This window comes from Thiocapsa sp. UBA6158, from assembly GCF_002423035.1.
Classification (GTDB): Bacteria; Pseudomonadota; Gammaproteobacteria; order Chromatiales; family Chromatiaceae; genus Thiocapsa.
This window is the reverse complement of the sequence record NZ_DIUM01000126.1, coordinates 1-22419: the sequence shown is the minus strand read 5'-3', so window position 1 is coordinate 22419 and position 22419 is coordinate 1. Positions and strand designations below refer to the sequence as shown.

Here is a 22419-nt window from a genome sequence, read left to right as displayed (position 1 = left end):
GGTGTATTGCGTCGCAGGATTAACTTTGGGTTGATATGTTAGAGAATCATTATATACTGATGCCCCAATCAGGACGCGATCGAAGGGCAACGACAATAATCAGCTTGCTGCCGACGCCCGCTTCATGGCGCGGGTCCCCGGAAGCCATGACGCCCATGGATGGCGCGACCCCGACGATGTTGCCTGTATCCGTCCCTGATGAAGATCCTCGAGTCCCGCTCGACCGATGCGTCGAGCGGCAGTGGCTCCCCGATCGACGGGGAGGGCTCGCAAGACGACCGAGACCCATCATTTTCAAATCTTAAAGGTGTGTTCCATGTCCAAGCTTGTCCAAGCAGCCTCGATCATCGCCCTTGCCGCCGCCGCGTCCTCAGCCGGTGCCTGGTACAACGCCCCCGTCGCGCCGATCATGACGCCCGAGATGGCCGAGCAGCAGATGCAGGCCATCTCCGCGCGGCACGAGGCGATGGCCGAGCAGCAGCACAAGGCCATCGAGCAGGCGATGGAGGCGCACCGGCAGATGATGGAGCAGCGCGCCGCCGATTTCGCTCGGATGCCTGCCGGCATCGACTCCGGTTTCCCCGAGATGCCGCCGATACCGGAATTCGCTCAGTACCCCGGAATGCCCGAGATGCCGGCCATGCCTGAGCTCGGTCAGATCCCGGCCATGCCCGAGATGCCCGCCATGCCTGAATTCGGTCAGATCCCGGAGCGCCCGGCGATGCCCGAATTGGTAAAGACGCGCATGGATGAGATGGATGCCCAGCGCGCCAAGGTTCAGCAGGGGATTCAGGAGCGTCGCGCCGCCTTCAAGGCGGAGAGCGAACAGCGTCGCGCGCAACATCCGCGTGCGATGGAGCGTACCCACATGGCCGGTTATGCACCGCACATGCACCCGGCGATGATGCCGAGCCATGACTGCGCGCCCAAGGTCCAGGCCCCCGAGCAACAGGCCGCTGCGCCGGCACCTGCCGCGACTGCGCAGTAGGGATCCGGCACGCCGAGGCGATCAGTTCGAAGAGTCGGCTCGCGCATGACCCGAAGACCCCGGCAACGGGGTCTTCGTCGTTTCGACGGCCTTGTTCGGGTGATGACCCGAACGGCATCGCGCCGGGTTCATTTCAACTTGCCTGAAGCTCGAAGCGGTCGACTGCCGGATCCCTGCCAATGTCGGTGGCTCGGCCCTGGTTGAAATAATCGGCAAGAAAATCATCGAAGCTGCGATCGTCGGCGGCCTCGATGGCCTCTTGCTGCGTGATCGATTCGCGGGCAAGGCGCTCGAGCAATGCTTCGCGCTCGGGATCGATCCGATGGCGCCTGAGGGTCTCACGGTGGGCCTCGGTCAGACGCCGAGCGAAGGCGAAAAAGCCCTCGTGTCGCTCACGCATCATCGCAAGGATGCGAGCCGAAGGGGTCGCATCCGGATCCGCAACCTTCTCACGTTGTCGCTCGACACTCTGCACATGAGGACCATCAGCCGCCCCGTCGAGGAGCTCGGCGACCCTGATCATGTCATCGAGGATCTCGCTCGCCCAGACACGCAAGGCAACAGCCTCGCGAAGGCGGGTTAGCGCAAGTCCGGGCTCGCGTCCGCGATGGGCGGTCAAGACCTGATTCTCGTCGATCTCGCGCCGCTCGCTCGCGCCGATGCGCGGACTGTCCAGGATCAGGCAATAGAGCATCAGGGTTTCGAAGAAGTGAATCTGCTCGGCCGCAATACCGACGGGCTCGAAGATATTGATGTCGGGCGAGCGCAGCTCGACATAGCGAATGCCGCGGCGCCGCAGGGCCAGCGTCGGGCGCTCCATCCACTCGGTGATCTGCTTGGGGCGCACCGTGCTGTAATACTCGTTCTCGATCTGGAGCACGTTGGCGTTGAGCTGCTCGTAACGATCGCCGACCTTCACGCCGATCTTTTCGTACTGCGGACAGGGGGTCTCGATCGCCCAGGTCAGACTGCGCACATAGGAATCGAGGCTGTCGTAGCTCGCCTTCATCCCGGTGCCTTGTTCCTGTTGGTTCTGATACCCGATATCGCCCATGCGCAGCGAGGTCGCATAAGGGTAATAGAGCGTATGAGGGTCGAAGACCTGCAGATCGGTCTCGCGACCCTGGACAAAGCTTGAACAGACCGCGGGGGATGCACCGAAGAGATAGGGCACGATCCAGCCGACACGCTGCAGGTTGCGGATCATCCCCATCTGCACATCGGAGCGAAAGGCCACGACATCGCCCTCCACGCCTTGAATCGCCTCGTATGCATCCAAGAACTCGTCCGCAAACGAGAAATTGAAATGCAGACCGGCGATCACCTGCATGGTTCGACCGTAGCGGTTGCCCAAGCCACGCCGATAGATGGTCTTCATCGTCCCGGCGTTCGAGGTGCCGTAGTGCGCAAGCGGGATGCTCGCGCCGCCCTCGAGCACGCAGGGCATGCTGGTTCCCCAGATCAGCTCGTCGCCGAGACAGCGATAGACATAGGCATGGAGATCCGCGAGGAATGCCAGCACCTCCTCGACCCGCGACGTCGGGGGGGTGATGAGCTCGAGCAGCGCCTCGGAGAAATCGGTCGTGATGTAGGGATGCGTCAAGGCGGAGCCGAGTGCTCGCGGATGCGGCGACATGGCGAGATGGCCAGCCGCCGACGCGCGCAGACCCTCCTTTTCCAGACCGATGCGATTGCCGCGGAGCCGCTCGGACGCGCCCGCCGAACGCAGTCGCTCGAGCCGCGTTTCAAGATCCTTTCGAGACTGATTCAATGACTAACCCTTAACCTTAAGATCGGCAGTGTGGCGCGCTCGACCCGGGCGACGGCCGAAAGCCGGCTAAACCTCGGCGAAAGGATGCCGCAGAGTTCACGCGCGCCATCCGGGCGAACATATTCGATTCGAAACCCTGAATCGCGTCGGCTCCTACGCCCGTGAATCCATGTGACGTCGATTCAAGGTGAAGACGGCGCATGTCATTGGTGGACGCGATTCAGTCACGCATCACTGCACGCGGCCGTTCGGTGCGCTCGAGCAAGACGGCATCGGCAAGGATGCGGGCAGCCTCTTCGACCTGAATGCGCGCAATGGCCTCGCGCTGTGCATCGAGCAGATCCTCGTCGACCTGCTCCTCGGAATCCTCGTCCACCGGAGCAATTCCACGCGCACGGAGATAACTGTTCTGCTGCTCCTTGAAGACGCTCCCGCGACGCTCGTCTTCCTCGCGGCGCGCACGCTCCTGGAGCGAGACATGGGTTTGGGCCTCGACATCGCGCATCAGCTTGCTGCGCTCCACCAGCATCGTGAAGCCGGAATCTCTGGAGACGCGCTCCGCGGACTGCAGCGCCAGGAGTTCGACGCTGACGGAGCCGACCTTCTTGTATTCGGCCGGTCGAATCCGAGTCCAAGGCAAGGCATTGTCGAGGGATCGCTCGCCGTGCTCGGACACGAGATCGGCGGTCGGGAAGCGGATATCGGGCTCGACACCGCGCAGCTGCGTGCTCCCGCCGCTGACGCGGAAGAACTCGGCCATCGTCAGACGCAGGCGGCCAAGATTGTTCTGCTCCCCCGGGACGTAGCGGTTGAGATCGATCAGGGTCTGCACGGTCCCCTTCCCGAAGGTCGGCTCGCCGATCACCAGTCCGCGCCCGTAGTCCTGTATGGCACCGGCAAAGATCTCGGAGGCAGAGGCACTGTCGCGATCCACCAACACGGCCAAGGGGCCACGGTAGGCAAGGCCGGGCTCGGGATCCGTCTCGACCTCGATCTTGCCGAAGGCGTCCTTCACCTGCACGACCGGACCCGTGTCGATGAAAAGACCGGTGAGCGAGGTCGCCTCGGCCAAGGAGCCACCGCCGTTGCCGCGCAGATCGATCACGATGCCGTCAACGCCCTTCAAGACCAGGTCGTCGATCAGCTGGCGTACGTCCCGGGTCGTGCTGCGGAAGTTCTGATCGCCCGAGCCTTCGGCTTGGAAGTCCCGATAAAAGGCCGGGATCTCGATCACGCCGATCCGCAGTCCCGGCGCGTTCTCCAACGTATCCAGCACCAAGCCTTTCGCGGCCTGATCCTCGAGCTTGATCTCGTTGCGTACGATCGCGACCTCGCGCACACCGCCGTTGGTCGCAGCGGATTTGGGCAGCAGCTGCAACCTCACGACCGATCCCTTGGGTCCGCGAATCTTGTCGACGACGTCTTGGAGCCTCCAACCCACGACATCCTCGATCGCGCCGTCGAGCCCCTGAGCAACTCCGACGATTCGATCGCCCGTCTGGACCTGACCGGACTCGCGGGCCGGACCGCCCGGGACCGTGCTCTGAATCACCGTGTATTCGTTGTCCGCGCGCAGGACGGCCCCGATCCCCTCCAGCGACAGCTTCATGCTGATGTCGAAGTTCTCGGAGGTGCTGGGCGACATATAGCTCGTATGCGGCTCGAGCGTCTGGGTATAGGCGTTCATGAACGTCTGGAAGACGTCGTTGCCGTCGAACTGATGGGTGCGACGCACCAACCCTTGGTAGCGCTCGCCGAGCCGTTCGCGAATCTCCTCGTCCGTCTTGTCGGCCAAGCGCAGGGTCAGGAAATCGTTCTTCACGCGCCTGCGCCAGATGTCGTCCAGCTCGGCGCTGTCCTTGGCCCACGCCACGTCCGGGGAGTCGAGCCTGTAGGTCTCGTCGCGATCGAAATCGAACGGCCCCCTCAGAAGACTCTCGGCATAGATGACCCGCTCGTCGACACGCATTCGGTACACCCGAAAGACGTCGAAGGCGAGGTCGAGCTCGCCGCGACGCAACCCTTCGTCCAAGCGTTTCGCGCCGCCCTTGAAGCGCTCGACATCGCGGGCCAGGAAGAAGGAACGGCTCGGGTCCAGTGCCTTGAGGTAACTGTCGAGCACGTCTTGTGCAAAGTCGTGGTCGAGCTCGACCTTCCTATAGTGAAAGCGCTCGAGAACCTTGTTGATGACAACCGCCGATTTGGTCTGGGCAGGGCTCGGAAACAGCTCCGAGAGCGGAACCTGGCGAGGGGCTGCAAAGACGAGCGTCGTCGCCAGGAAGGCAGCGACGGCGAAGACAAGGCGGGACAGGCGCGATCTCATAGGCGGTTCTCGCAATCAATCTCTTTGCAGAGAGACAACGTTGGTTGGACGGGGTTTCTGGCCCAAACCGCAAAGACCTCGATCCAACGCCGTGCGGAGCATTGCCCGCGGTAAATAGACAGATGGGGCCGCCGCGACAGCTCTTCATGGGCCTACCGTTATCCGCAATCAGGTCTGGTAGACCTTGCGCCGGTACAGATCGGTGCGACGACTCACGACCCGATCGACGAAGAGCAGACCGTCGAGATGATCCATCTCGTGCTGGACCGCGCGCGCCTCGTATCCCTCCATCGCATACTCGGTTTCACGGCCGTCGAGGTCTTGCGCCTTCAAGCGTATACCGGTCGCACGGATGACATTGCCCGTGTAGTCCGGCACCGAAAGACAGCCCTCGCGGCCGATTGCGTAACCTTCCCAATGGACGATCTCGGGATTCACCAGGATCAGGTGGCCGTGATTGGGGGTTTTCGGACGACCCGAAACATCGACGATCACGATGCGCTGAAAACGTCCGACCTGCGGGGCCGCGATGCCGACGGCGGCCGGACCGGCCAGACGGGTTTCTTCCAGGTCCGCCACGAAACCGCGCAAGTCATCGTCGAAACGCTCGACCGGCGCTGAAACCTGCTTCAAACGCGGGTCCGGAAGCTTGAGGATATCGAGTATCGCCATGACTCAGCCGATCAGGATATCGACGGGGGCGACATCCACGGAGACGCCTTGGGTGCTCAGTGCCGACAGCGCGGCTTGAACCTCTTCGATGGTTCGCTCGCAGTAGCCCTGAATGTTCATGATATAGACCGGGTGTTGTGCATCGCCCGCGACATCGGACTCGAGCTCGAGGATATTGAACCCGTGCTCGGCAAGGATCTCGGTCACATCGGCAACGATGCCGGCACGGTCGGCCCCGAAGACCCGGACCTGGAGATTCGGGACCAGGTGACGGTGCAAGCCGCCCGGCACCGGGTCCAGATGGATCCGCAGACCGAGCTCCTCGGCGACCGGGCGCACGGCGGCCATCAGCTCGTCGCAGTGGCGCTCGCCGCTCACCATCAGCATGATGGTGAAGTTGCCGCCGAGACGGATCATGGACGCCTCGCCGAGGTTGCATCCACAGGTGTAGAGCGCTCGCGTCACGCGCGAGACGATCCCCGGGCGGTCGGCACCGACCAGGGTCAGCATGTTCCAATCAGGCATGATGTGCCCCTCCCGTTGCAGCCTCGCCGTCGCCGTCGAGCCAGATCAGACTCGCCATCCGCCCGGTGACGCCGTCGCGCCGATACGAAAAAAAACGTCGTGGATCCGAATGGGTACAGTAACCGCCTCCATAGACCTCTGTCACCCCGAGCCTGGCGAGACGGCAGCGCGCCAGAGCCGCGAGGTCGGCCAGGAAACGCCCGTCGCGCGACGCACGGAATGCATCGATCGACTCCGGATCCGCCGCGAGGAAGCGCTCGCGCACCTCGGGTCCGACCTCGAAGGCATCCGGACCGATCGCCGGGCCGAGCCAGACGAGGACATGCTTGGACGCCATCGGCTCGGACGGAATCCGCCCGCCCGAGGCCCCCATGGCCGTGATCGCCCGCTCCAGGATGCCGGAGGCCAAACCGCGCCAGCCGGCATGCACCGCCGCCACCCGGGTCCCCCGATCGTCGCACATGAGCACCGGCAGACAATCCGCCGTCATGACGACGCAGACCACGCCGGCCTCGCCGGTGACGGCCCCGTCGGCCTCGCAGAGGCCGAACATCCTCGCATCGCTCGGGATCGCCGAATCCTCGCCCGCGAGCCTGCAGCCATGCACCTGCCGGAGCCACAGCGGCTCGCTCGGCAGTTTCAGGCGCTCGCGCAGGATGGCGCGATTCCGGGCAACCCGTTCGGGCGCGTCCCCGACATGATCCCCCAGGTTGAGGCTTGCATAGACGCCGGTGCCGACACCGCCGTCGCGGGTGGTCGAGTAGGCCCGCACCCGGGCCGGTGCGGGCCAATCCGGCTCGATCATCTCAGGCGTGATCATCTCGGGTTCGGACAGGTCAGGCACGATCGGGTTCACGCGGCGGTCTCCCCCCGAAACTGCTCCAGCAACCCCGCGAGATCCGCCGGCAACGGGATTTCCCAACTCATCGCCGTCCCGAGTGTCGGATGCTCCAGGCCGAGACGCAAGGCGTGCAGCGCCTGACGCGGAAAGCCCTGGAGCGCATCGACCAGACCGGCGGACGCCCCCTTGGGCGGTCGCGGACGACCGCCGTAGGCGCGATCGCCGACCAGCGGGTGCTGGGTGTGGGCCATGTGCACGCGAATCTGGTGTGTCCGGCCGGTCTCGAGCTCGACGGCAAGCAGGCTGTGGCCGGCGAATCGCTCCAAGACCCGAAACCGGGTGATCGCAGGCCGACCGTTGGCAACCACGGCCATGCGCGTGCGCTGTGTCGGATGACGTCCGATCGGTGCCTCGATCCGGCCGCCGGCGACCACCTCGCCGATGACCAAGGCACGATACTCGCGGTGGACCTGCCGCGCTTGCAGCTGCTCGACCAAACAACGGTGCGCCTCAAGCGTCTTCGCCACCACGAGCAGCCCGGTCGTATCCTTGTCCAAGCGATGCACGATGCCGGCCCGCGGCACGTTTGCCAGCGCCGGATCGTGGTTCAGCAGGGCGTTCTGCAAGGTGCCGTCGCGATGCCCCGCCGCAGGATGCACCACCAAACCGGCCGGTTTGTCGAGCACGAGGATCTGCTCGTCCTCGAAGACCGGATTCAGCGAAATCGCTTGGGCGAGACAATCGCCGACCGGCTCGATCGGCGCGTCCAGCTCGATGAGCTCGCCGCCCCAGACCTTGTCGCGCGAGCGTCGGGCAACCCCGTCCACCCGAACCTGTCCGGACTCGATCCAAAGCTGCAGCCGGCTGCGCGAGAGCTCGGGGATGAGGGCCGCCAGCACCTGATCGAGCCGGCGGGCCGCGTGCTGCGGCTCGACACGGATCTCGCGTCGAATGCGCATCAGGCCCGAATCGGCACGCGGCGGGATGTCCGGCACGGCTTGCGTCATGACCGATTCACCGATTCGATGCGGGTGTATCCTCGCGCGCGAGGACCGATGCCTTCGGGTATACTGGGCGAAGAAAACAACAGGTATCTCTGATTCATGCGAAGAACGTTAACACGACTGCCGGCGCTCGTGCTCGCCGTCGCACTCGCCGGCTGCGGCGTCTTCGGCAAAGAGATCGATCTCACCGAGAACTGGAGCGCAGCCAAGCTCTACGCCGAGGGATCCTCCGAGCTGGACTCGGGCAACTATGCCAAGGCGGTCGAGTATTACGAGAAGCTCGAGGCGCGTTATCCGTTCGGGCGTTATGCGATGCAGTCGCAGCTCGACGTCGCCTACGCGCACTACCGCGCCGACGAGCCCGAGGCCGCGATCGCCGCGGCGGATCGCTTCATCAAGCTCTACCCCCAAAACCCCTATGTCGACTACGCCTACTATCTCAAAGGGCTGGTCAACTACAACCGCAGCGTGGGTTTTTTGGATCGCTATATCCCGACCGATGCGTCGCAACGCGATCCGGGCTCGGCCCTCGATGCCTTCGTGGATTTCTCGGCCTTGGTCGAGCGCTTCCCCGACAGCCGCTACACCGAAGATGCGCGCCAGCGCATGCTGTATCTGCGCAACAATCTCGCCAAGCACGAGGTCAACGTGGCGCGCTACTACATGCGCCGCGGTGCCTACCTTGCTGCAGCAAACCGCGCGAACTACGTGATCGAACGCTTTCAGCGCACAAGCGCCGTGGAGAGCGCGCTCGAGGTGTTGATCGACGCCTACACGGCGCTCGGTAAACGCGAGCTGGCGGCAGACGCGAAACGCGTTCTCGACTTGAACAGGGAGGCGGGCAGATTCGTCTCCGACGAGCCCGAACCCGGAGACGTCAGCCTCGCACGTAAACTCTGGGACTATCTGAGTCTCGACGAGAATTGACCGCAGTCTTCACGGGCCAACCCGGCGCGGCGATACGACGCGGCGCCGGGTCCATCTACGAGCGTTTGAACGAGGCGGCAACGCCTCAATCGCAACCTCGACGACGCGACGCCGGATCAGATTGCGGCCTCGTTCTCTTCCCCGGTGCGGATACGCACTACATGCGTGACATCGGAGACGAAGATCTTGCCGTCGCCGATCTTGCCGGTCCGAGCGGCGGTCGTGATGGCGCTGATGCAGGTCTCCAGCAGATCATCGGTGAGCACCAGCTCGATCTTGACCTTGGGCAGGAAATCCACGACGTACTCGGCACCCCGATACAGCTCGGTGTGACCCTTCTGGCGCCCGAAGCCCTTCACCTCGATCGCGGTCATGCCGGTGATGCCCGCAGCGGAGAGCGCCTCGCGGACGTCGTCCAGCTTAAATGGCTTAATGATGGCTTCAACCTTCTTCATGACGCTCTCCATTGTGGGATCCGGCTACCGAAGCCGTTGAGTATAAGTTCCGGGCATGGCCTTGAACAGCGAACGGGGTTAAGCCGCGGCGACGACGACACCCCATGACAGGTCGATGCGAGACAGACTCGAGACCGATCCAGACCGCCCGAGACCCGGTTTAGAACCCGCTCGTGATCGGATAGCGTCGATCGCGACCGAACGCCCGTGTCGAGATTCGTACGCCGGGCGGGGCCTGCCGGCGCTTGTATTCGTTGCGCTCGACCAACCGGGTGATCCGACGCACGATCTCGGCGGGATAACCGCGCGCGACGATCGCATCGACACCTTCGTCCTCTTCGATATAGAGCCGCAGGATCGGATCCAAAACCTCGTAGGGAGGAAGGCTGTCCTGATCGGTCTGATCGGGACGTAGCTCCGCGGAGGGCGGACGCGTCAGCACACGCTCGGGAATCACCGGCGAGCAACGGTTGCGATAGCGCGCGAGTCGATACACCAAGAGCTTCGGCACGTCCTTGATGGGCGCGAAACCGCCGGCCATGTCGCCGTAGAGTGTGGCGTAACCTACCGCCATCTCGCTCTTGTTTCCGGTGGTCAGCAGGATGCGTCCGGTCTTGTTGCTGATCGCCATCAGGACGATACCGCGGCAGCGCGCCTGAATGTTCTCCTCGGTGACGTCCGCGGCCAGACCCTCGAAGGCCGGCTCGAGCATCGACAGGAACGACCGAAAGGCCGGCTCGATCGAGATCAGCCGGGTCTTCACCCCGAGTGACTCGGCCTCCTCGAAGGCATCCGCATTGCTCATCTGCGAGGTATAGCGCGACGGCATCAAGACGCCCTCCACCGCGTCGGCACCCAGCGCATCCACGGCGATGGCAAGCGTCAGCGCGGAGTCGACACCGCCCGAGAGACCGAGCACCGCACCGCTGAAACCGTTCTTGCGGACATAATCGCGCACACCCAATACCAGGGCGCCGTAGACACTCGCCTCCTCCTCCATCGCATCCTCGTCGAACGCCGAGGTGCCGGGCTCGGGCGAGTCCATCGGGCGTCCCTCGTCATCGAGGTCGAACGTCAACGGATCCTCCTCGAAGACCGCCGCGCGATGAAGGATTCGACCCGCGCCGTCTGCGACAAACGAGGCACCGTCGAAAACCAATTCATCCTGCCCCCCGACGAGGTTCGCATAGACGATCGGAATGCCGTGCTCGCTCGCCCGACGCGCGACCAGTGTCTCGCGCTCAGCCCGCTTGCCGAGATGAAAGGGCGAGGCATTGATATTGATCAGGATCCGCGCCCCGGCCTCGACCGCCTGCCGTGTCGGATCTTCCTGCCAGATGTCCTCGCAAACGCTCAAACCGATCTTCAAACCCAGATGATCGAGCACCAAGGGGGTCGCGCCGGCCTGGAAATAGCGCTTCTCGTCGAAGACGCTGTAGTTGGGTAAATGCTGCTTCGCGTACTCGCCGATCAACTCGCCGTCGCGGATCACACCGGCCACATTGAACAGACCGCCGATGGCCCGAAGCGGATAGCCCAGCACCAGGGTGATCCCTCGACACTCGGCACGGATCCGCTCCAAGGCATGCTCGACGCGCTGCAGCAGCTCGGGGCGCAGCAAGAGATCCTCCGGCGGATAGCCGGTGAGGGTCAGCTCGGGAAAGACCAACAGATCGACCCCGTCCGCGCGCGCGGAGGCCGCCTCGGAAATCACTCGATCGGCGTTGCCCGGGACATCCCCGACGACGAGATTCAACTGCGCGACCCGGATACGACATCCCACGGCGGGATCCTCTTGATGTGATACGAAGCTTAGTGTGGTGCGCTACCGCCGACCGTCATCTCTACTCGACCGCCTCACCGACCCGACGCATCGCCACCAGGCCAACCGGACCGCACCCCTCGTCCCTCTCCCCGAGCCGGCACGACAGAAGGCCAAAGGCGAGAGGCGAAGGCTGATAGCCGGTGGCCGGTGGCCGGTGGCCGGTGGCCGGTGGCTGGCGGCTGGCGGCTGGCGGCTGGCGGCCATCATCACCCGCCGAGCAGCTCCGCCAGTCGACTCCCCATCTGCGCGGGCGAGCGCACGGTGACGGCGCCGGCCTGCTCGAGAGCTGCGTACTTGCCTTCGGCCGTCCCGCGTCCGCCGGTGACGATCGCACCGGCATGCCCCATGCGTTTGCCGGCAGGCGCCGTCACCCCGGCGATGTAGGCGACCAGCGGTTTGGAGATCCGCTCGCGGATGACCCGGGCGGCCTCCTCCTCGCCGCTGCCGCCGATCTCGCCGACCATGATGATCGCTTCGGTCTGCGGGTCCTGCTCGAAGAGATCCAGACAGGCGACGAAATCGAGACCCTGAATCGGATCCCCGCCGATCCCGATGCAGGTGCTCTGACCCAGACCCGCTTGGGTCGTCTGCCAGACCGCCTCGTAGGTCAGGGTCCCGGAGCGGGACACGATGCCGACCCGGCCGGGCGCGTGGATGTTCCCCGGCATGATGCCGATCTTGCAGGCACCCGGCGTGATGATGCCGGGGCAGTTGGGGCCGATCAGGACCGCCGGGCTACCCGCGAGCGCGGCTTTGACCCGCACCATATCCAAGACCGGGATCCCCTCGGTAATGCAGACGATGACGCGAATCCCCGCATCCGCGGCCTCCAGGATCGCATCCGCGGCATAGGCGGCAGGCACGTAGATCATGGTCGCATCCGCGCCCGTGTCGCGGACCGCATGATGCACGGTATCGAAGAGCGGCCGATCGAGATGTCGTTGCCCGCCCTTGCCGGGTGTCACGCCGCCGACCAGGTTGGTGCCGTAGGCGATCGCCTGCTCGCCGTGGAAGGTGCCCTGCTTGCCCGTGAAGCCCTGACAGATGACCCGTGTGCTGCTATCGACCAGAACGCTCATGTCAGACCCCTCCGGTGGCGTCCGGTCGACCGGCAGCCGCATCCACGACCCGCCGGGCCGCCTCGCCGAGACCCGCCATCGTCTCGACCGCCAACCCGCTGCGCGCGAGCATCTCCAGGCCCTGCGCGGCATTGGTCCCTGCAAGGCGCACCACCACCGGAACAGAGACCTGAACCTCACGCACCGCCTCGATGATGCCCTCCGCGATCAGGTCGCAGCGCACGATGCCGCCGAAGATGTTCACCAGCACAGCGCGGACGTTGGTGTCGGAGAGGATCAGCTTGAAGGCCTCGGCGACGCGCGCCGCGGTGGCGCCGCCCCCGACATCGAGAAAGTTTGCCGGCGCGCCGCCGTGCAGCTGCACCAGGTCCATGGTCGCCATGGCGAGCCCGGCCCCGTTCACCATGCATCCGATATTGCCGCTGAGACTGATGTAGCTCAGCTCATGGCGCTTCGCCGCCAGCTCGCGCGGATCCTCTTGACCCGGGTCGCGCAGCGCCTCCAGACCCGGATGGCGATAGAGCGCGTTGTCGTCCAGGTTGATCTTGGCGTCCAAGGCGATCAGCTCGCCGCGATCGTCGACCACCAGCGGATTGACCTCCACCAGAGTCGCATCCTTCTCGACGAAGAGCCGATAGAGTCCGTCCATGAGCAGCCCGAGCGACTTGATCTGAGCGGCCTCCAGGCCCAGCCCGAAACCCAAGCGACGCACTTGGTAGGGTTGGAGCCCGACCGCCGGATGGATCCGCACCCGCAGCAAACGCTCCGGCGTCTCGGCCGCGACGCGCTCGATGTCCATCCCGCCGGCCTCCGAGGCAACGAAGAGGACACGCTCGGTCTCGCGCTCCAGGAGCAGCCCGAGATACAGCTCGCGTGCGATCGCCATCGGTCGCTCGATCAGGAGCCTGTCGACCGGCAAGCCGTCCGGCGCGCTCTGGCCCGTTACCAGTCGCGTGCCGAGCAGACGCCGTGCGGCACCCTCGACCTCCGAGGGACTCTCGGCCATGATCACGCCCCCGGCCTTGCCGCGTCCGCCCGCATGGACCTGCGCCTTCACGACCCAGCGCTCTCCGCCGAGCACACCGCAGGCCGCCGCGGCCTGCTCGATGCTGCTCGCCGTCACGCCGTCCGGGATGGGGATCCGGTACTCGTCAAACAGCCGTTTCGCCTGGTATTCGTGTAGATTCATGGTGTGCTCGCCGTCGCGGTGTGCCGAATCCCGAAGCGCCGCGACCACATGGCCGCGCCCCCGCCATTCTGGTCTAATCCGCGGCAGATTGGCAAAGGCGCATTCATCCCCGCCCGAGGGCGTGTCCGAGCACGAGACCCGCAATGACGAATCATCCCGACCGCAGGGCGGGCCACCCGAGCCCGGCAAGGCGTCCCGAGAGCAAAAAGCACCCGGCGCAGACCGCTCATCCCCATCCGACCTGGACAGCGCTGCGCTGGCTGTTTCTGTTTCGGCTCGTCGTGCTGATCGGACTCATCCTGCTCTTCTCGCCCTCTTCACTGGACCCGCTCATCACGTCCGCCAATGCCGCGTTGGCCTGGAACGTCCTCATCCTCTACGCCATCCTGGTGCTGCTGAGCGGCCTGACCCTCTACGCGCGTTGGCCCGGGCGCGGCAACCAGGTCCACCTCGCCACCTATATCGACATCATCGCCTTCACCTTCTTGATGCATGCCGCGGGCGGCGCCGCAAGCGGTATCGGGATCCTGATCGGCGTTGCCGTTGCGGCCGGAGCGCTCCTGATGGAAGGGCGGCTGGCGCTTCTCTTCGCGTCCTTTGCCGCCCTAGCCGTGCTCACGGAGCAGATCTACTCGGACCTTTACGGGGGCGTCGCGACCTCGAGCTATACCCAGGCCGGTCTACTCGGAGGTATCTTCTTCGCCATGGCACTGCTCGCGCATGTGCTCTATCGAAGGGTGCGCGAGGCCGAAGCCACGGCGGCGCGACGCAGGGTCGATATCGCCAATCTGACCAAGCTGAACGCCTTCATCATCGCCAACCTCGAGACGGGCATCCTCGCGGTCGACGGCGAAGGTCATCTACGCCTGCAGAACAAGGCCGCCTTGGAGCTTCTCGACGTCGATGCGGTCAACCCCGGGAGCTCGCTCGGCGATTTCGCCCCGGAGGTCGGCGAGTGGCTTGAGACCCAGGTCCAAAACCCGGCGCCCGAGGGCACCCGTATGCACGTCGGCGGCCGCGAGCTGCGTGCGACCCTCAAGCTGCTCGGCGATGATCGGACCTCCGGCGCTTTGATCTATCTGCACGACAACCAAGAGCTCACCCGCGAGGCACAACAGATCAAGCTTGCCGCACTTGGCACCCTCACCGCCAGCATCGCCCACAACATCCGCAACCCCTTGAGCGCCATTACCCACGCGAGTCAACTCTTCGCCGAAGGCAAGGACCTGCCGGAAGACGACCACCATCTGCTCGACATCATCCGACGCAACAGTGCACGCATCGACGAGACGGTGCGCAGCGTGCTCCAGCTCTCGCGCCGCGATCGGATGGATCCGGTCACGCTCGATACGGCACGCTGGCTCGAGGAGTTTGCCGGGGAGTTTCGCGAGACCCACCGACTCGCGCCCGAACGTCTCATGCTCGAGATCACCTCTTCGTCCGATTCGGTCGAGGTGGATCCGCGTCATCTGCATCAGATCCTCTCCAACCTGTGCGAGAACGCGCTGATTCACGGCGGATACGACAACGAGCCGCCGCGGATCAAGATCCGTCTCGTCCCGACCGCCGAGGGCGCCGGTCCACCCCTGATCGAGATCGCCGACGAGGGGCCCGGAATCGACGTCAAGACCGCGCGCGATATCTTCAATCCATTTTTCACCACGAAGACCAGCGGTACGGGGCTCGGTCTCTATATCGCCCGAGAATTGGCGCAGACCAACGGCATTCATCTCACCTACGAGCCCGCCGAGCCGCACGGCAGTCGATTCAGACTCCATTTCGCCCGGTGACGGGCGCCGCGGCTCGCCTCGAGGGGCTAACCGGCTTCTGTCCGATCAATCCACACGCTATGCTTGCGGAGCAAACATAACGATAAGAACAGACGGGATAACGATGTCGTAAACGCGCACGGAACGCATCCTGGTAGAGAGCCCCGAACCCAACCACCTGGACCCCACCGAGGGAGCTGGCCCAATGACGAAGGCCCAAGCACTGGTCGTCGACGACGAGTCCGATATCCTCGACCTGCTGAAGATCACCCTCGGCCGAATGGATATTCGGGCACTCACCGCCATGACGCTCAGCGATGCCAAGCATCAGCTCGAACGCAACCGCTTCGACCTCTGCCTGACCGACATGAGCCTTCCGGACGGCAACGGGATCGACCTGATCCATCATATCGCCGAACACTATCCGCACTTGCCGGTCGCCATGATCACCGCCCACGGCAACATGGAATCGGCCGTCGCCGCCATGAAGGCCGGGGCCTTCGACTTTGTCCCCAAACCGGTGGATCTGCAGCTCCTGCGCCAGCTCGTCGGCTCGGCGCTGCGACTGCGCGAGAGCACGGCGGCCGGACAGGACAGCCACAGCGCCGCCGGGGCAAGCCTGATCGGTGAGTCGCGCGCGATGGAGCAAATCCGCCAGATGATCGGCAAGCTCGCGCGCAACCAGGCCCCGGTCTTCATCACCGGCGAGAGCGGGACAGGCAAGGAGCTGGCCGCCCGACTCATCCACGGCCAAGGTCCGCGTGGCACGGGACCCTTCGTCGCGGTGAACTGCGGGGCCATTCCGCAGGACTTGGTCGAAAGCGAGCTGTTCGGTCACAGGAAGGGCAGCTTCACCGGAGCGGTGGGCGACAAGGAGGGGCTCTTCCAGGCCGCCTCGGGCGGCACCCTGTTTCTCGATGAGGTCGCCGATCTCCCGCTGCCGGCTCAAGTGAAACTCCTGCGGGCTGTCCAGGAAAAGAGCGTGCGTCCGGTCGGCGCCCAGCATGAGGTCGCCGTGGATGCGCGGATCATCAGCGCCAGTCATCGCGACCTCAACCTTGAGGTCGATAAGGGCCACTTCAGGCAGGATCTCTTCTATCGCATCAACGTCATCGAGCTGCGCATGCCCGCGCTGCGCGAGCGCCCCCGCGACATCCCCGCTCTGGCGGAACGGATACTGCAGCGCATCGCCCGCCATCAGAAGGGCCAGCCGGCCATGACCCTCTCGGCGGACGCCCTCGAGGCGTTGATGGACTATGGCTTTCCGGGCAACGTGCGCGAGCTCGAAAACATCCTCGAGCGCGCGACCGCGCTCTGCGAAGGACCGCTCATCGAGGTCGGGGATCTCTATCTCCCGCAGGCCGAAGGCCCGGCGCTCGCCGCCCGGGCACAGATCGACGACACTGTTCCGCTGGAGGACTATCTCGGCGAGATCGAGAAGAAGGCCATCCTCGATGCACTCGACGAGACGCGTTGGAACCGTACCGCCGCGGCAAAGAAACTGGGGATGACCCTGCGATCGCTGCGTTATCGTCTCGCCAAGCTGGGCATCGAATAGCCGACCGCCTGCCGCGAGCCAACCGAATATGACATCATCCAACCCCGACCTGAACGACCCCGCGCCACCCCGCGATCCCTTCGTCGACTGGGTGCGCCAGGCCACACCCTACATCCATGCCCACCGCGGACGCACCTTCGTGATCGTCTTCGGCGGCGAGGCGGTCGCGGATCCGCGCTTCCCGGATCTCGTTCACGATATCGCACTGCTGCACGGGCTCGGGATCCGGCTCGTGCTGGTCCACGGCGCGCGCCCCCAAATCGAGGCTCGGCTCGCCGGTCGCGGTGCGCAGCTAGGCTATGTCAACGGCTTGCGCATCACGGATCAGACGGCGCTCGCCTGCGTGAAGGAGGCCGCCGGGGTGGTCCGGGTCGAGATCGAGGCCCTGCTCTCGCTCGGGCTCGCCAACTCGCCGATGGCCGGCGTGCGCATCCCGGTGGTCTCGGGCAACTTCGTCACGGCGCGCCCCCTCGGCGTGATCGACGGGGTCGACTACGCCCACACCGGGGCGGTGCGGCGGATCGACCGTCAGACCCTGCGGGCGGTCCTCGATCAGGGCGCGGTCGCCTTGATGCCGCCGCTGGGATATTCGCCGACCGGGGAGGTCTTCAATCTCAGCGCAGCCGACGTGGCGCGCGGCGCGGCGGTCGCGCTCGGTGCCGACAAGCTGATCTTTCTGACCGAGGATCTCGTCGCCAAGGATCCCATCGGGGCTGACTCCGCAGACAGCGAGACCCGCAACCTGCCCCAGGATCTGCTGGGGTCCAACCTCCTGGCCCGCGACATCGACGCCCTGCTCGCCGCCGCGAGCGGGATACCCGAGGATGTCGCCCAGTGCCTGCGCGCCGGTGCCGAGGCGTGCCGCAACGGGATCCGGCGCGTGCACCTGGTGCAGCGCCGCCGCGGGGGTGCACTGCTGCGCGAGCTCCTCACACCCGACGGGAGCGGCACCCTGATCTCCGCCGAGCCTTACGAGGAGCTGCGACCGGCACGTATCGACGACGTGACGGGCATCCTCGAGCTGCTGCGCCCGCTCGAGGATCGCGGTGTGCTGGTGCGACGTTCGCGCGAGCGCCTGGAGACCGAGATCGACCGCTTCATCCTGACCGAGCGCGACGGCTTGATCACGGCCTGCGCGGCCCTTTACCCCTACCCGAGCGCGGGGATGGCGGAGTTGGCCTGCGTTGCTGTACACCAGGACTATCGCGCGACCGGACGCGGCGATCGACTGCTCGCCCACATGCAAGACATCGCCCGCGCCGCCGGCATCGAGCGCCTGTTCGTCCTCACCACCCAAACCGCGCACTGGTTTCGGGAGCGCGGATTCGAGCCGGCATCGCTCGGCGCCTTGCCGATGGAGCGACAAGCCCTGTACAACTTCCAGCGTAACTCGCAGGTCTACATCAAGGCGCTTTAAATCGCGTCCACGGCCTCATGCGCGGATTCGATACCGGCTCAGCGTCGAGCGCGTCTGGATAAGCTTGAGCGGACGCGATTTAAGATCCTGAAATAATAAATTTTTTGACTCCAACAGCAGAGCCGTCGTCTGATCAGGCGATAGCCGAGCTGTTCTTTTGCGACCCGATTATGACGATGTCGATTCCGATGATTAACACAACGGCAGGAATCTCCGGCCATTCGGAGCAACGGCGGTCTTCGAAGCCGTTTGGATTGATTCCGTTCCTCCTGGTTTTCTCGATGGTTCTTGCGAGCAGCGCGCTCGCGACCGAGCCCACAGCTGCCGGCGCGAGCCCGGCCGCGCCGGCGAGCAGCAGCAACGGTCTTCCCTCGGTCGACCAGGTGGAGGCCAAGATCGCCGACGTTGCGGCCGATACGGCACTCGACGAGGCCGGCAAGGCGGCCTTGACCGAGCTGTATCGGAAGGCTCTGACGAACCTCGAGGCGACGCGGACCTTCGACGCACAGACCAAAGAGCTTGCCGAAACGCTGACCACGGCACCCGCGGAGACCGCGGCAATCCGGCAACGACTGGCGCAAGGCGAGCCGGGAGCCGATGTCGTCCAGATCCCGACCGATCTGCCGAGCGAGGAGATCACGCAGCGCCTGAGTATCGTTCTCGCCGATGCCGCCGTGGAAGAAACGCGCATCGGCGAACTCGACAAGGCCATCGAGCGCGGCACGGGCCGCCCGGCCGCGATTCGCGCACGCTTGTCCGAGGTCAAAACCGCGCTTGGCGAGATCGAAACCGATCTGAGCCAACCCAAGAGCGAAGACGCGGAAGCCGCAGCGAGCGAAGCGCGCCGCTGGGCGCTCGAGACCCGTCGGGCATCGCTCTGGGCCGAAGGTCGGATGCTCGAGCAGGAGCTGCTGAGCCTGTCGGTGCGCGACGCGCTGCAACGCGCACAGCGCGAGGAGGCGACCTTGAAGTGGGAGGGCCTGCGAGCCCGGCAGCGTCAGCTCGAGGAGCTGCAGAATCAGCGGCGCCGCGACGAGGCGGAGGCCGCGCAGCGTGAATCCGAGCGCGCACGGATCGAGGCCGCCGACAAGCATGCCCTGGTGCAGGAGGCGACGCGTGAGAACGCCGAGATCACCACATCCATGGGCGATCTAGCGCAACGCCTCGAGAACCTCGACTTGGAGATCGAGGACCTCGAGGCCGAACGCAAGCGGGTGGAGCAGGATTTCAAGGCGGCACGGCAACGCATCGAGGCCGCCGGGCTCAGCAAGGCGCTCGGTCAGGTTCTGGTGGAGCGGCGCGACGAGATCCCCGACCTGCGCCGGCTGCGCGGGGCGATCGAGGAGCGCGAGGACGAAATCGCCGACGCCACGCTCAGACAGATCCTCTATCGCGAGGAGCAACGCCGACTCGGCGATCTCGACGCCTATCTCGACGAGCTCACCACACGCGATCCGAGCGCGCAGGCACCGGAGATCCGCGAGCAGCTCACGGCGACACTCGACCAAAGACTTCGACTGATCACACAGGCGCTCGTCGTCGAGAACGACTACATCCGCCAGCTCGGCGAGCTCAACTACGCCGCCGACCAGCTGATTCATACGGCCAAGGGCTACGACAGCTATCTCGCCGAACGGCTGCTTTGGGTGCGCAGCACGCTCCCGGTCGGCCTCGAGACCCTCGTCACGCTTCCCTCGGCCGTCGGCTGGCTCATCGCGCACGAGCATTGGATCGAGGTCGTACGGGTGCTTGCGCACGCGGGAACGCGCTCGCCCCTGGCCTGGGGCGTATCGCTCATCATCGTCGCCCTCTTCTGGAAGCTCTCGGCGCTGCGATCCGCGATCCGCGCTACCGCCGAGCCGCTGCGCAGGATTCGCACCGATCGCCTGAGCCACACCGCCAAGGCCATCGGCTTGAGCCTCGTGGCCGCACTCCCCATCCCGCTCCTGTTGTGGCTGATCGGACTGCAGCTGTCGACATCCATCGAGGCCACCGGCTTCACGCGTGCGCTGGGGTCGGCCCTCATCGTCACCTCGCTCAGTCTGTACTATCTGCGTGCATTCCGAACACTCTGCATGACCGGAGGGGTCGCCGACCGACATTTTCGCTGGAGCCAGGGAACCCTGCAGCGGCTCAGACGCGAGTTTGATTGGTTCAGCGTCTTCATTGTCCCGATCGCCTTAACGGCCATGGTGCTCTACAACGACAGCGACCCGGCCTTCAGCGGGAGTCTCGGACGCCTGGCGATGATCGCGACCATGGTGGGGTTCTCCGTCTTCTTCGCGCGCCTCTTGAACCCCGCGAAAGGTGTTGTGAAAGAGGCTCTCGCGGCAAACCCGAAGGGTTGGTTCAACCGCTTGCGTCATATCTGGTTTTCGGTGATCGTCGGCGCGCCCCTGGGGCTCGCGGTACTCGCCGTGCTCGGCTACGTCTACACGGCCGGGGTCTTGTTCGAGTCGCTGGTGCAGCAGACCTGGCTCGCGCTTGCCTTGATCGTGCTGCATCAGGTGATCGTACGGTGGCTGATCGTCACGCGGCGGCGCTTGGCGCTGGCGGCGGCGGTCGATCGTGCGAGCACGCGACGTGCGCAGGCCGAGGCCGAACGTCAAGAGAGCGCCCCGGCCGCCTCGGAGCTTCAGGTCGACGAGCCCGAGCCGGATCTCGCCGCTCTCGACGAGCAGACCCGAAGCCTGATCAATGCCTCTGTCTTCTTCACCGCATTGCTGGGGGTGTGGCTGACCTGGTCGGATGTCTTGCCGGCCCTGTCCATGCTTGAGCGCATCCCGCTGTGGTATTACGACGGGATGGTCGACGGCGTGGCCCAGGCAGTCCCGGTGACGGCGGCCAACCTTGGCCTGGTGCTGGTGATCCTCTTCGTTGCGACCGCTGCCGCCAAGAACCTCCCGGCCCTGCTCGAGATCCTGCTGCTGCAGACCGAATCCGTCTCGGCGGGCGGGCGTTATGCGATCAAGACCCTGGTGAGCTATGCCATCACGGTCGCCGCCTTCCTGGTTGCCTTCAGCACACTCGGGCTGAACTGGGGGCAGGTGCAATGGCTGGTGGCAGCACTCGGCGTGGGTATCGGCTTCGGCCTTCAGGAGATCGTGGCGAACTTCATCAGCGGCATCATCATCCTGTTCGAGCGCCCGGTGCGGGTCGGCGACATCGTCACCATCGGCGATACGACCGGCGTGGTCACCAACATCCAGATCCGCGCCACCACCATCCGCAACTGGGACAGGCAAGAGCTCCTGGTACCGAACAAGGAGTTCATCACCGGACGCTTGTTGAACTGGAGCCTGACCGATCAGCAAAACCGCATCACGATCCCGATCGGGATCGAATACGGAAGCGACACGCGCAAGGCACTGAGCATCCTCGCTCAAGTTGCCGAGGAGCATGAGCGGGTCCTCGATGATCCCGCCCCCTTGATCAGCTTCGAGGGGTTCGGCGACAACTCATTGACCATCGTCCTGCGGTGTTATCTGAGCTCCCTCGACGGACGGGTCGGCGTCGCCACCGAGCTGCATCAAGCGATCTACGATCGCTTCAAAGAGGAGGGGATCGGCATGGCGTTCCCGCAACGCGACGTCCATCTGTCGCTGCGCGCGCCCTTGGATATTCGCCTGGATCCCGCCGCTCGCGACGCGTTTCAGGCGGCGGGGTCGACCTCGCAAGGCGGGTCAGGATTGGAGCGGGTTCCCGAAAGGATCCGGTCGGCGGAAAGGGCCGCGCTCGACGGTGCGTTGAAAGGGTAAGCCCGCATCACCGGCGGGCGATCGGGCTTAGGCCAGCTCGTCGAACTCGGGGTCGTCGAGAAGCTCGCGAAGCCGTTTGATTTCACGCATATGCTCGATCCGACGACGCACCGCCAGATTCGCCGCGGGGGCGCGCGAATCCGGGCCGGTCATCGACGGGACACGTTCGTTGGCGTCCTCGCCGTAACTGCTCTCGTTGTCCATCATTTCCGCTACCTCGGGTCACACAATCGTAAGGGAATATGCGCCGCTCTTTAATCGAAAATAGGCCCGGCGTCAAGTCATGATTCGTTCCGGGTGCGACCGAAACTGATGCGC

The 22419-nt window shown here is 64.9% G+C and carries 18 protein-coding genes; 6 read left to right on the top strand and 12 right to left on the bottom strand.

The genetic code is table 11. From position 1 onward, the window contains the following. The first annotated feature begins 316 nt into the window (after positions 1–316). Entirely contained in the window at positions 317–988 is a 672-nt protein-coding gene (locus B4N44_RS17135; protein ID WP_296703408.1) for a hypothetical protein, read from the top strand. 133 nt (positions 989–1121) lie between these two features. Here B4N44_RS17135 and gshA read toward each other — a convergent pair whose 3' ends face one another. The 6 genes from gshA to rluD all read right to left on the bottom strand — a co-directional run bounded on the left by gshA (position 1122) and on the right by rluD (position 8127). Further along, positions 1122–2759, bottom strand: coding sequence for a glutamate--cysteine ligase (gshA, locus tag B4N44_RS17130; protein ID WP_296703405.1), 1638 nt, complete (start codon positions 2757–2759; stop codon positions 1122–1124). 220 nt (positions 2760–2979) lie between these two features. Next, positions 2980–5082, bottom strand: a complete 2103-nt coding sequence (locus tag B4N44_RS17125) for a carboxy terminal-processing peptidase (RefSeq protein ID WP_296703402.1) — start codon at positions 5080–5082, stop codon at positions 2980–2982. A gap of 168 nt (positions 5083–5250) precedes the next feature. Beyond that, positions 5251–5754, bottom strand: a complete 504-nt coding sequence (def, locus tag B4N44_RS17120) for a peptide deformylase (protein ID WP_296703400.1) — start codon at positions 5752–5754, stop codon at positions 5251–5253. A 3-nt stretch (positions 5755–5757) separates the two neighbouring features. Continuing rightward, on the bottom strand, positions 5758–6279 hold the full coding sequence (locus B4N44_RS17115; protein ID WP_296703398.1) for a glycine cleavage system protein R: 522 nt from the start codon (positions 6277–6279) through the stop codon (positions 5758–5760). Continuing rightward, positions 6272–7099: a peptidoglycan editing factor PgeF gene (pgeF, locus tag B4N44_RS17110; protein WP_296703420.1), complete on the bottom strand. Its 828-nt coding sequence runs from the start codon at positions 7097–7099 to the stop codon at positions 6272–6274. The genes B4N44_RS17115 and pgeF overlap by 8 nt, the downstream gene beginning before the upstream one ends. A 32-nt stretch (positions 7100–7131) precedes the next feature. After that, positions 7132–8127 (bottom strand): 23S rRNA pseudouridine(1911/1915/1917) synthase RluD, encoded by a 996-nt coding sequence (rluD, locus tag B4N44_RS17105; protein WP_414718166.1) that lies wholly within the window; start codon positions 8125–8127, stop codon positions 7132–7134. A gap of 96 nt (positions 8128–8223) precedes the next feature. On the opposite strand from rluD, the gene B4N44_RS17100 reads away from it, so the two are divergent. Then, positions 8224–9051: an outer membrane protein assembly factor BamD gene (locus B4N44_RS17100; RefSeq protein ID WP_296703396.1), complete on the top strand. Its 828-nt coding sequence runs from the start codon at positions 8224–8226 to the stop codon at positions 9049–9051. Between the two features lie 116 nt (positions 9052–9167). Here the strand turns inward: B4N44_RS17100 and B4N44_RS17095 are convergent, their stop codons facing one another. The 4 genes from B4N44_RS17095 to sucC form a co-directional block, all read right to left on the bottom strand. Next, positions 9168–9506, bottom strand: coding sequence for a P-II family nitrogen regulator (locus B4N44_RS17095; protein WP_296703394.1), 339 nt, complete (start codon positions 9504–9506; stop codon positions 9168–9170). A 160-nt stretch (positions 9507–9666) separates the two neighbouring features. Continuing rightward, the gene (locus tag B4N44_RS17090; RefSeq protein WP_296703391.1) at positions 9667–11289 is read right to left on the bottom strand and encodes an NAD+ synthase; all 1623 of its coding nucleotides are present in this window, start codon (positions 11287–11289) and stop codon (positions 9667–9669) included. Between the two features lie 248 nt (positions 11290–11537). Further along, positions 11538–12410, bottom strand: coding sequence for a succinate--CoA ligase subunit alpha (gene sucD / locus B4N44_RS17085; protein WP_296703389.1), 873 nt, complete (start codon positions 12408–12410; stop codon positions 11538–11540). A gap of 1 nt (position 12411) precedes the next feature. Next, entirely contained in the window at positions 12412–13599 is a 1188-nt protein-coding gene (gene sucC, locus B4N44_RS17080; protein ID WP_296703387.1) for an ADP-forming succinate--CoA ligase subunit beta, read from the bottom strand. A 143-nt stretch (positions 13600–13742) separates the two neighbouring features. Here sucC and B4N44_RS17075 point away from each other — a divergent pair, with 143 nt between their 5' ends. The 3 genes from B4N44_RS17075 (at position 13743) to argA (ending at position 18343) form a co-directional block, all read left to right on the top strand. Continuing rightward, positions 13743–15389: a sensor histidine kinase gene (locus tag B4N44_RS17075; protein WP_296703383.1), complete on the top strand. Its 1647-nt coding sequence runs from the start codon at positions 13743–13745 to the stop codon at positions 15387–15389. A 184-nt stretch (positions 15390–15573) separates the two neighbouring features. After that, positions 15574–16926, top strand: a complete 1353-nt coding sequence (locus B4N44_RS17070) for a sigma-54-dependent transcriptional regulator (RefSeq protein ID WP_296703380.1) — start codon at positions 15574–15576, stop codon at positions 16924–16926. 28 nt (positions 16927–16954) lie between these two features. Then, a complete protein-coding gene (argA, locus tag B4N44_RS17065; protein WP_296703378.1) occupies positions 16955–18343 on the top strand; it encodes an amino-acid N-acetyltransferase in 1389 nt (462 codons plus the stop codon). A 133-nt stretch (positions 18344–18476) separates the two neighbouring features. Here argA and B4N44_RS17060 read toward each other — a convergent pair whose 3' ends face one another. Then, positions 18477–18704, bottom strand: coding sequence for a hypothetical protein (locus B4N44_RS17060; RefSeq protein WP_296703375.1), 228 nt, complete (start codon positions 18702–18704; stop codon positions 18477–18479). A gap of 22 nt (positions 18705–18726) precedes the next feature. On the opposite strand from B4N44_RS17060, the gene B4N44_RS17055 reads away from it, so the two are divergent. Further along, on the top strand, positions 18727–22101 hold the full coding sequence (locus B4N44_RS17055; protein WP_296703372.1) for a mechanosensitive ion channel domain-containing protein: 3375 nt from the start codon (positions 18727–18729) through the stop codon (positions 22099–22101). 27 nt (positions 22102–22128) lie between these two features. Here B4N44_RS17055 and B4N44_RS17050 read toward each other — a convergent pair whose 3' ends face one another. Further along, positions 22129–22308, bottom strand: coding sequence for a PA3496 family putative envelope integrity protein (locus tag B4N44_RS17050; RefSeq protein WP_296703370.1), 180 nt, complete (start codon positions 22306–22308; stop codon positions 22129–22131). Positions 22309–22419 lie beyond the last annotated feature (111 nt).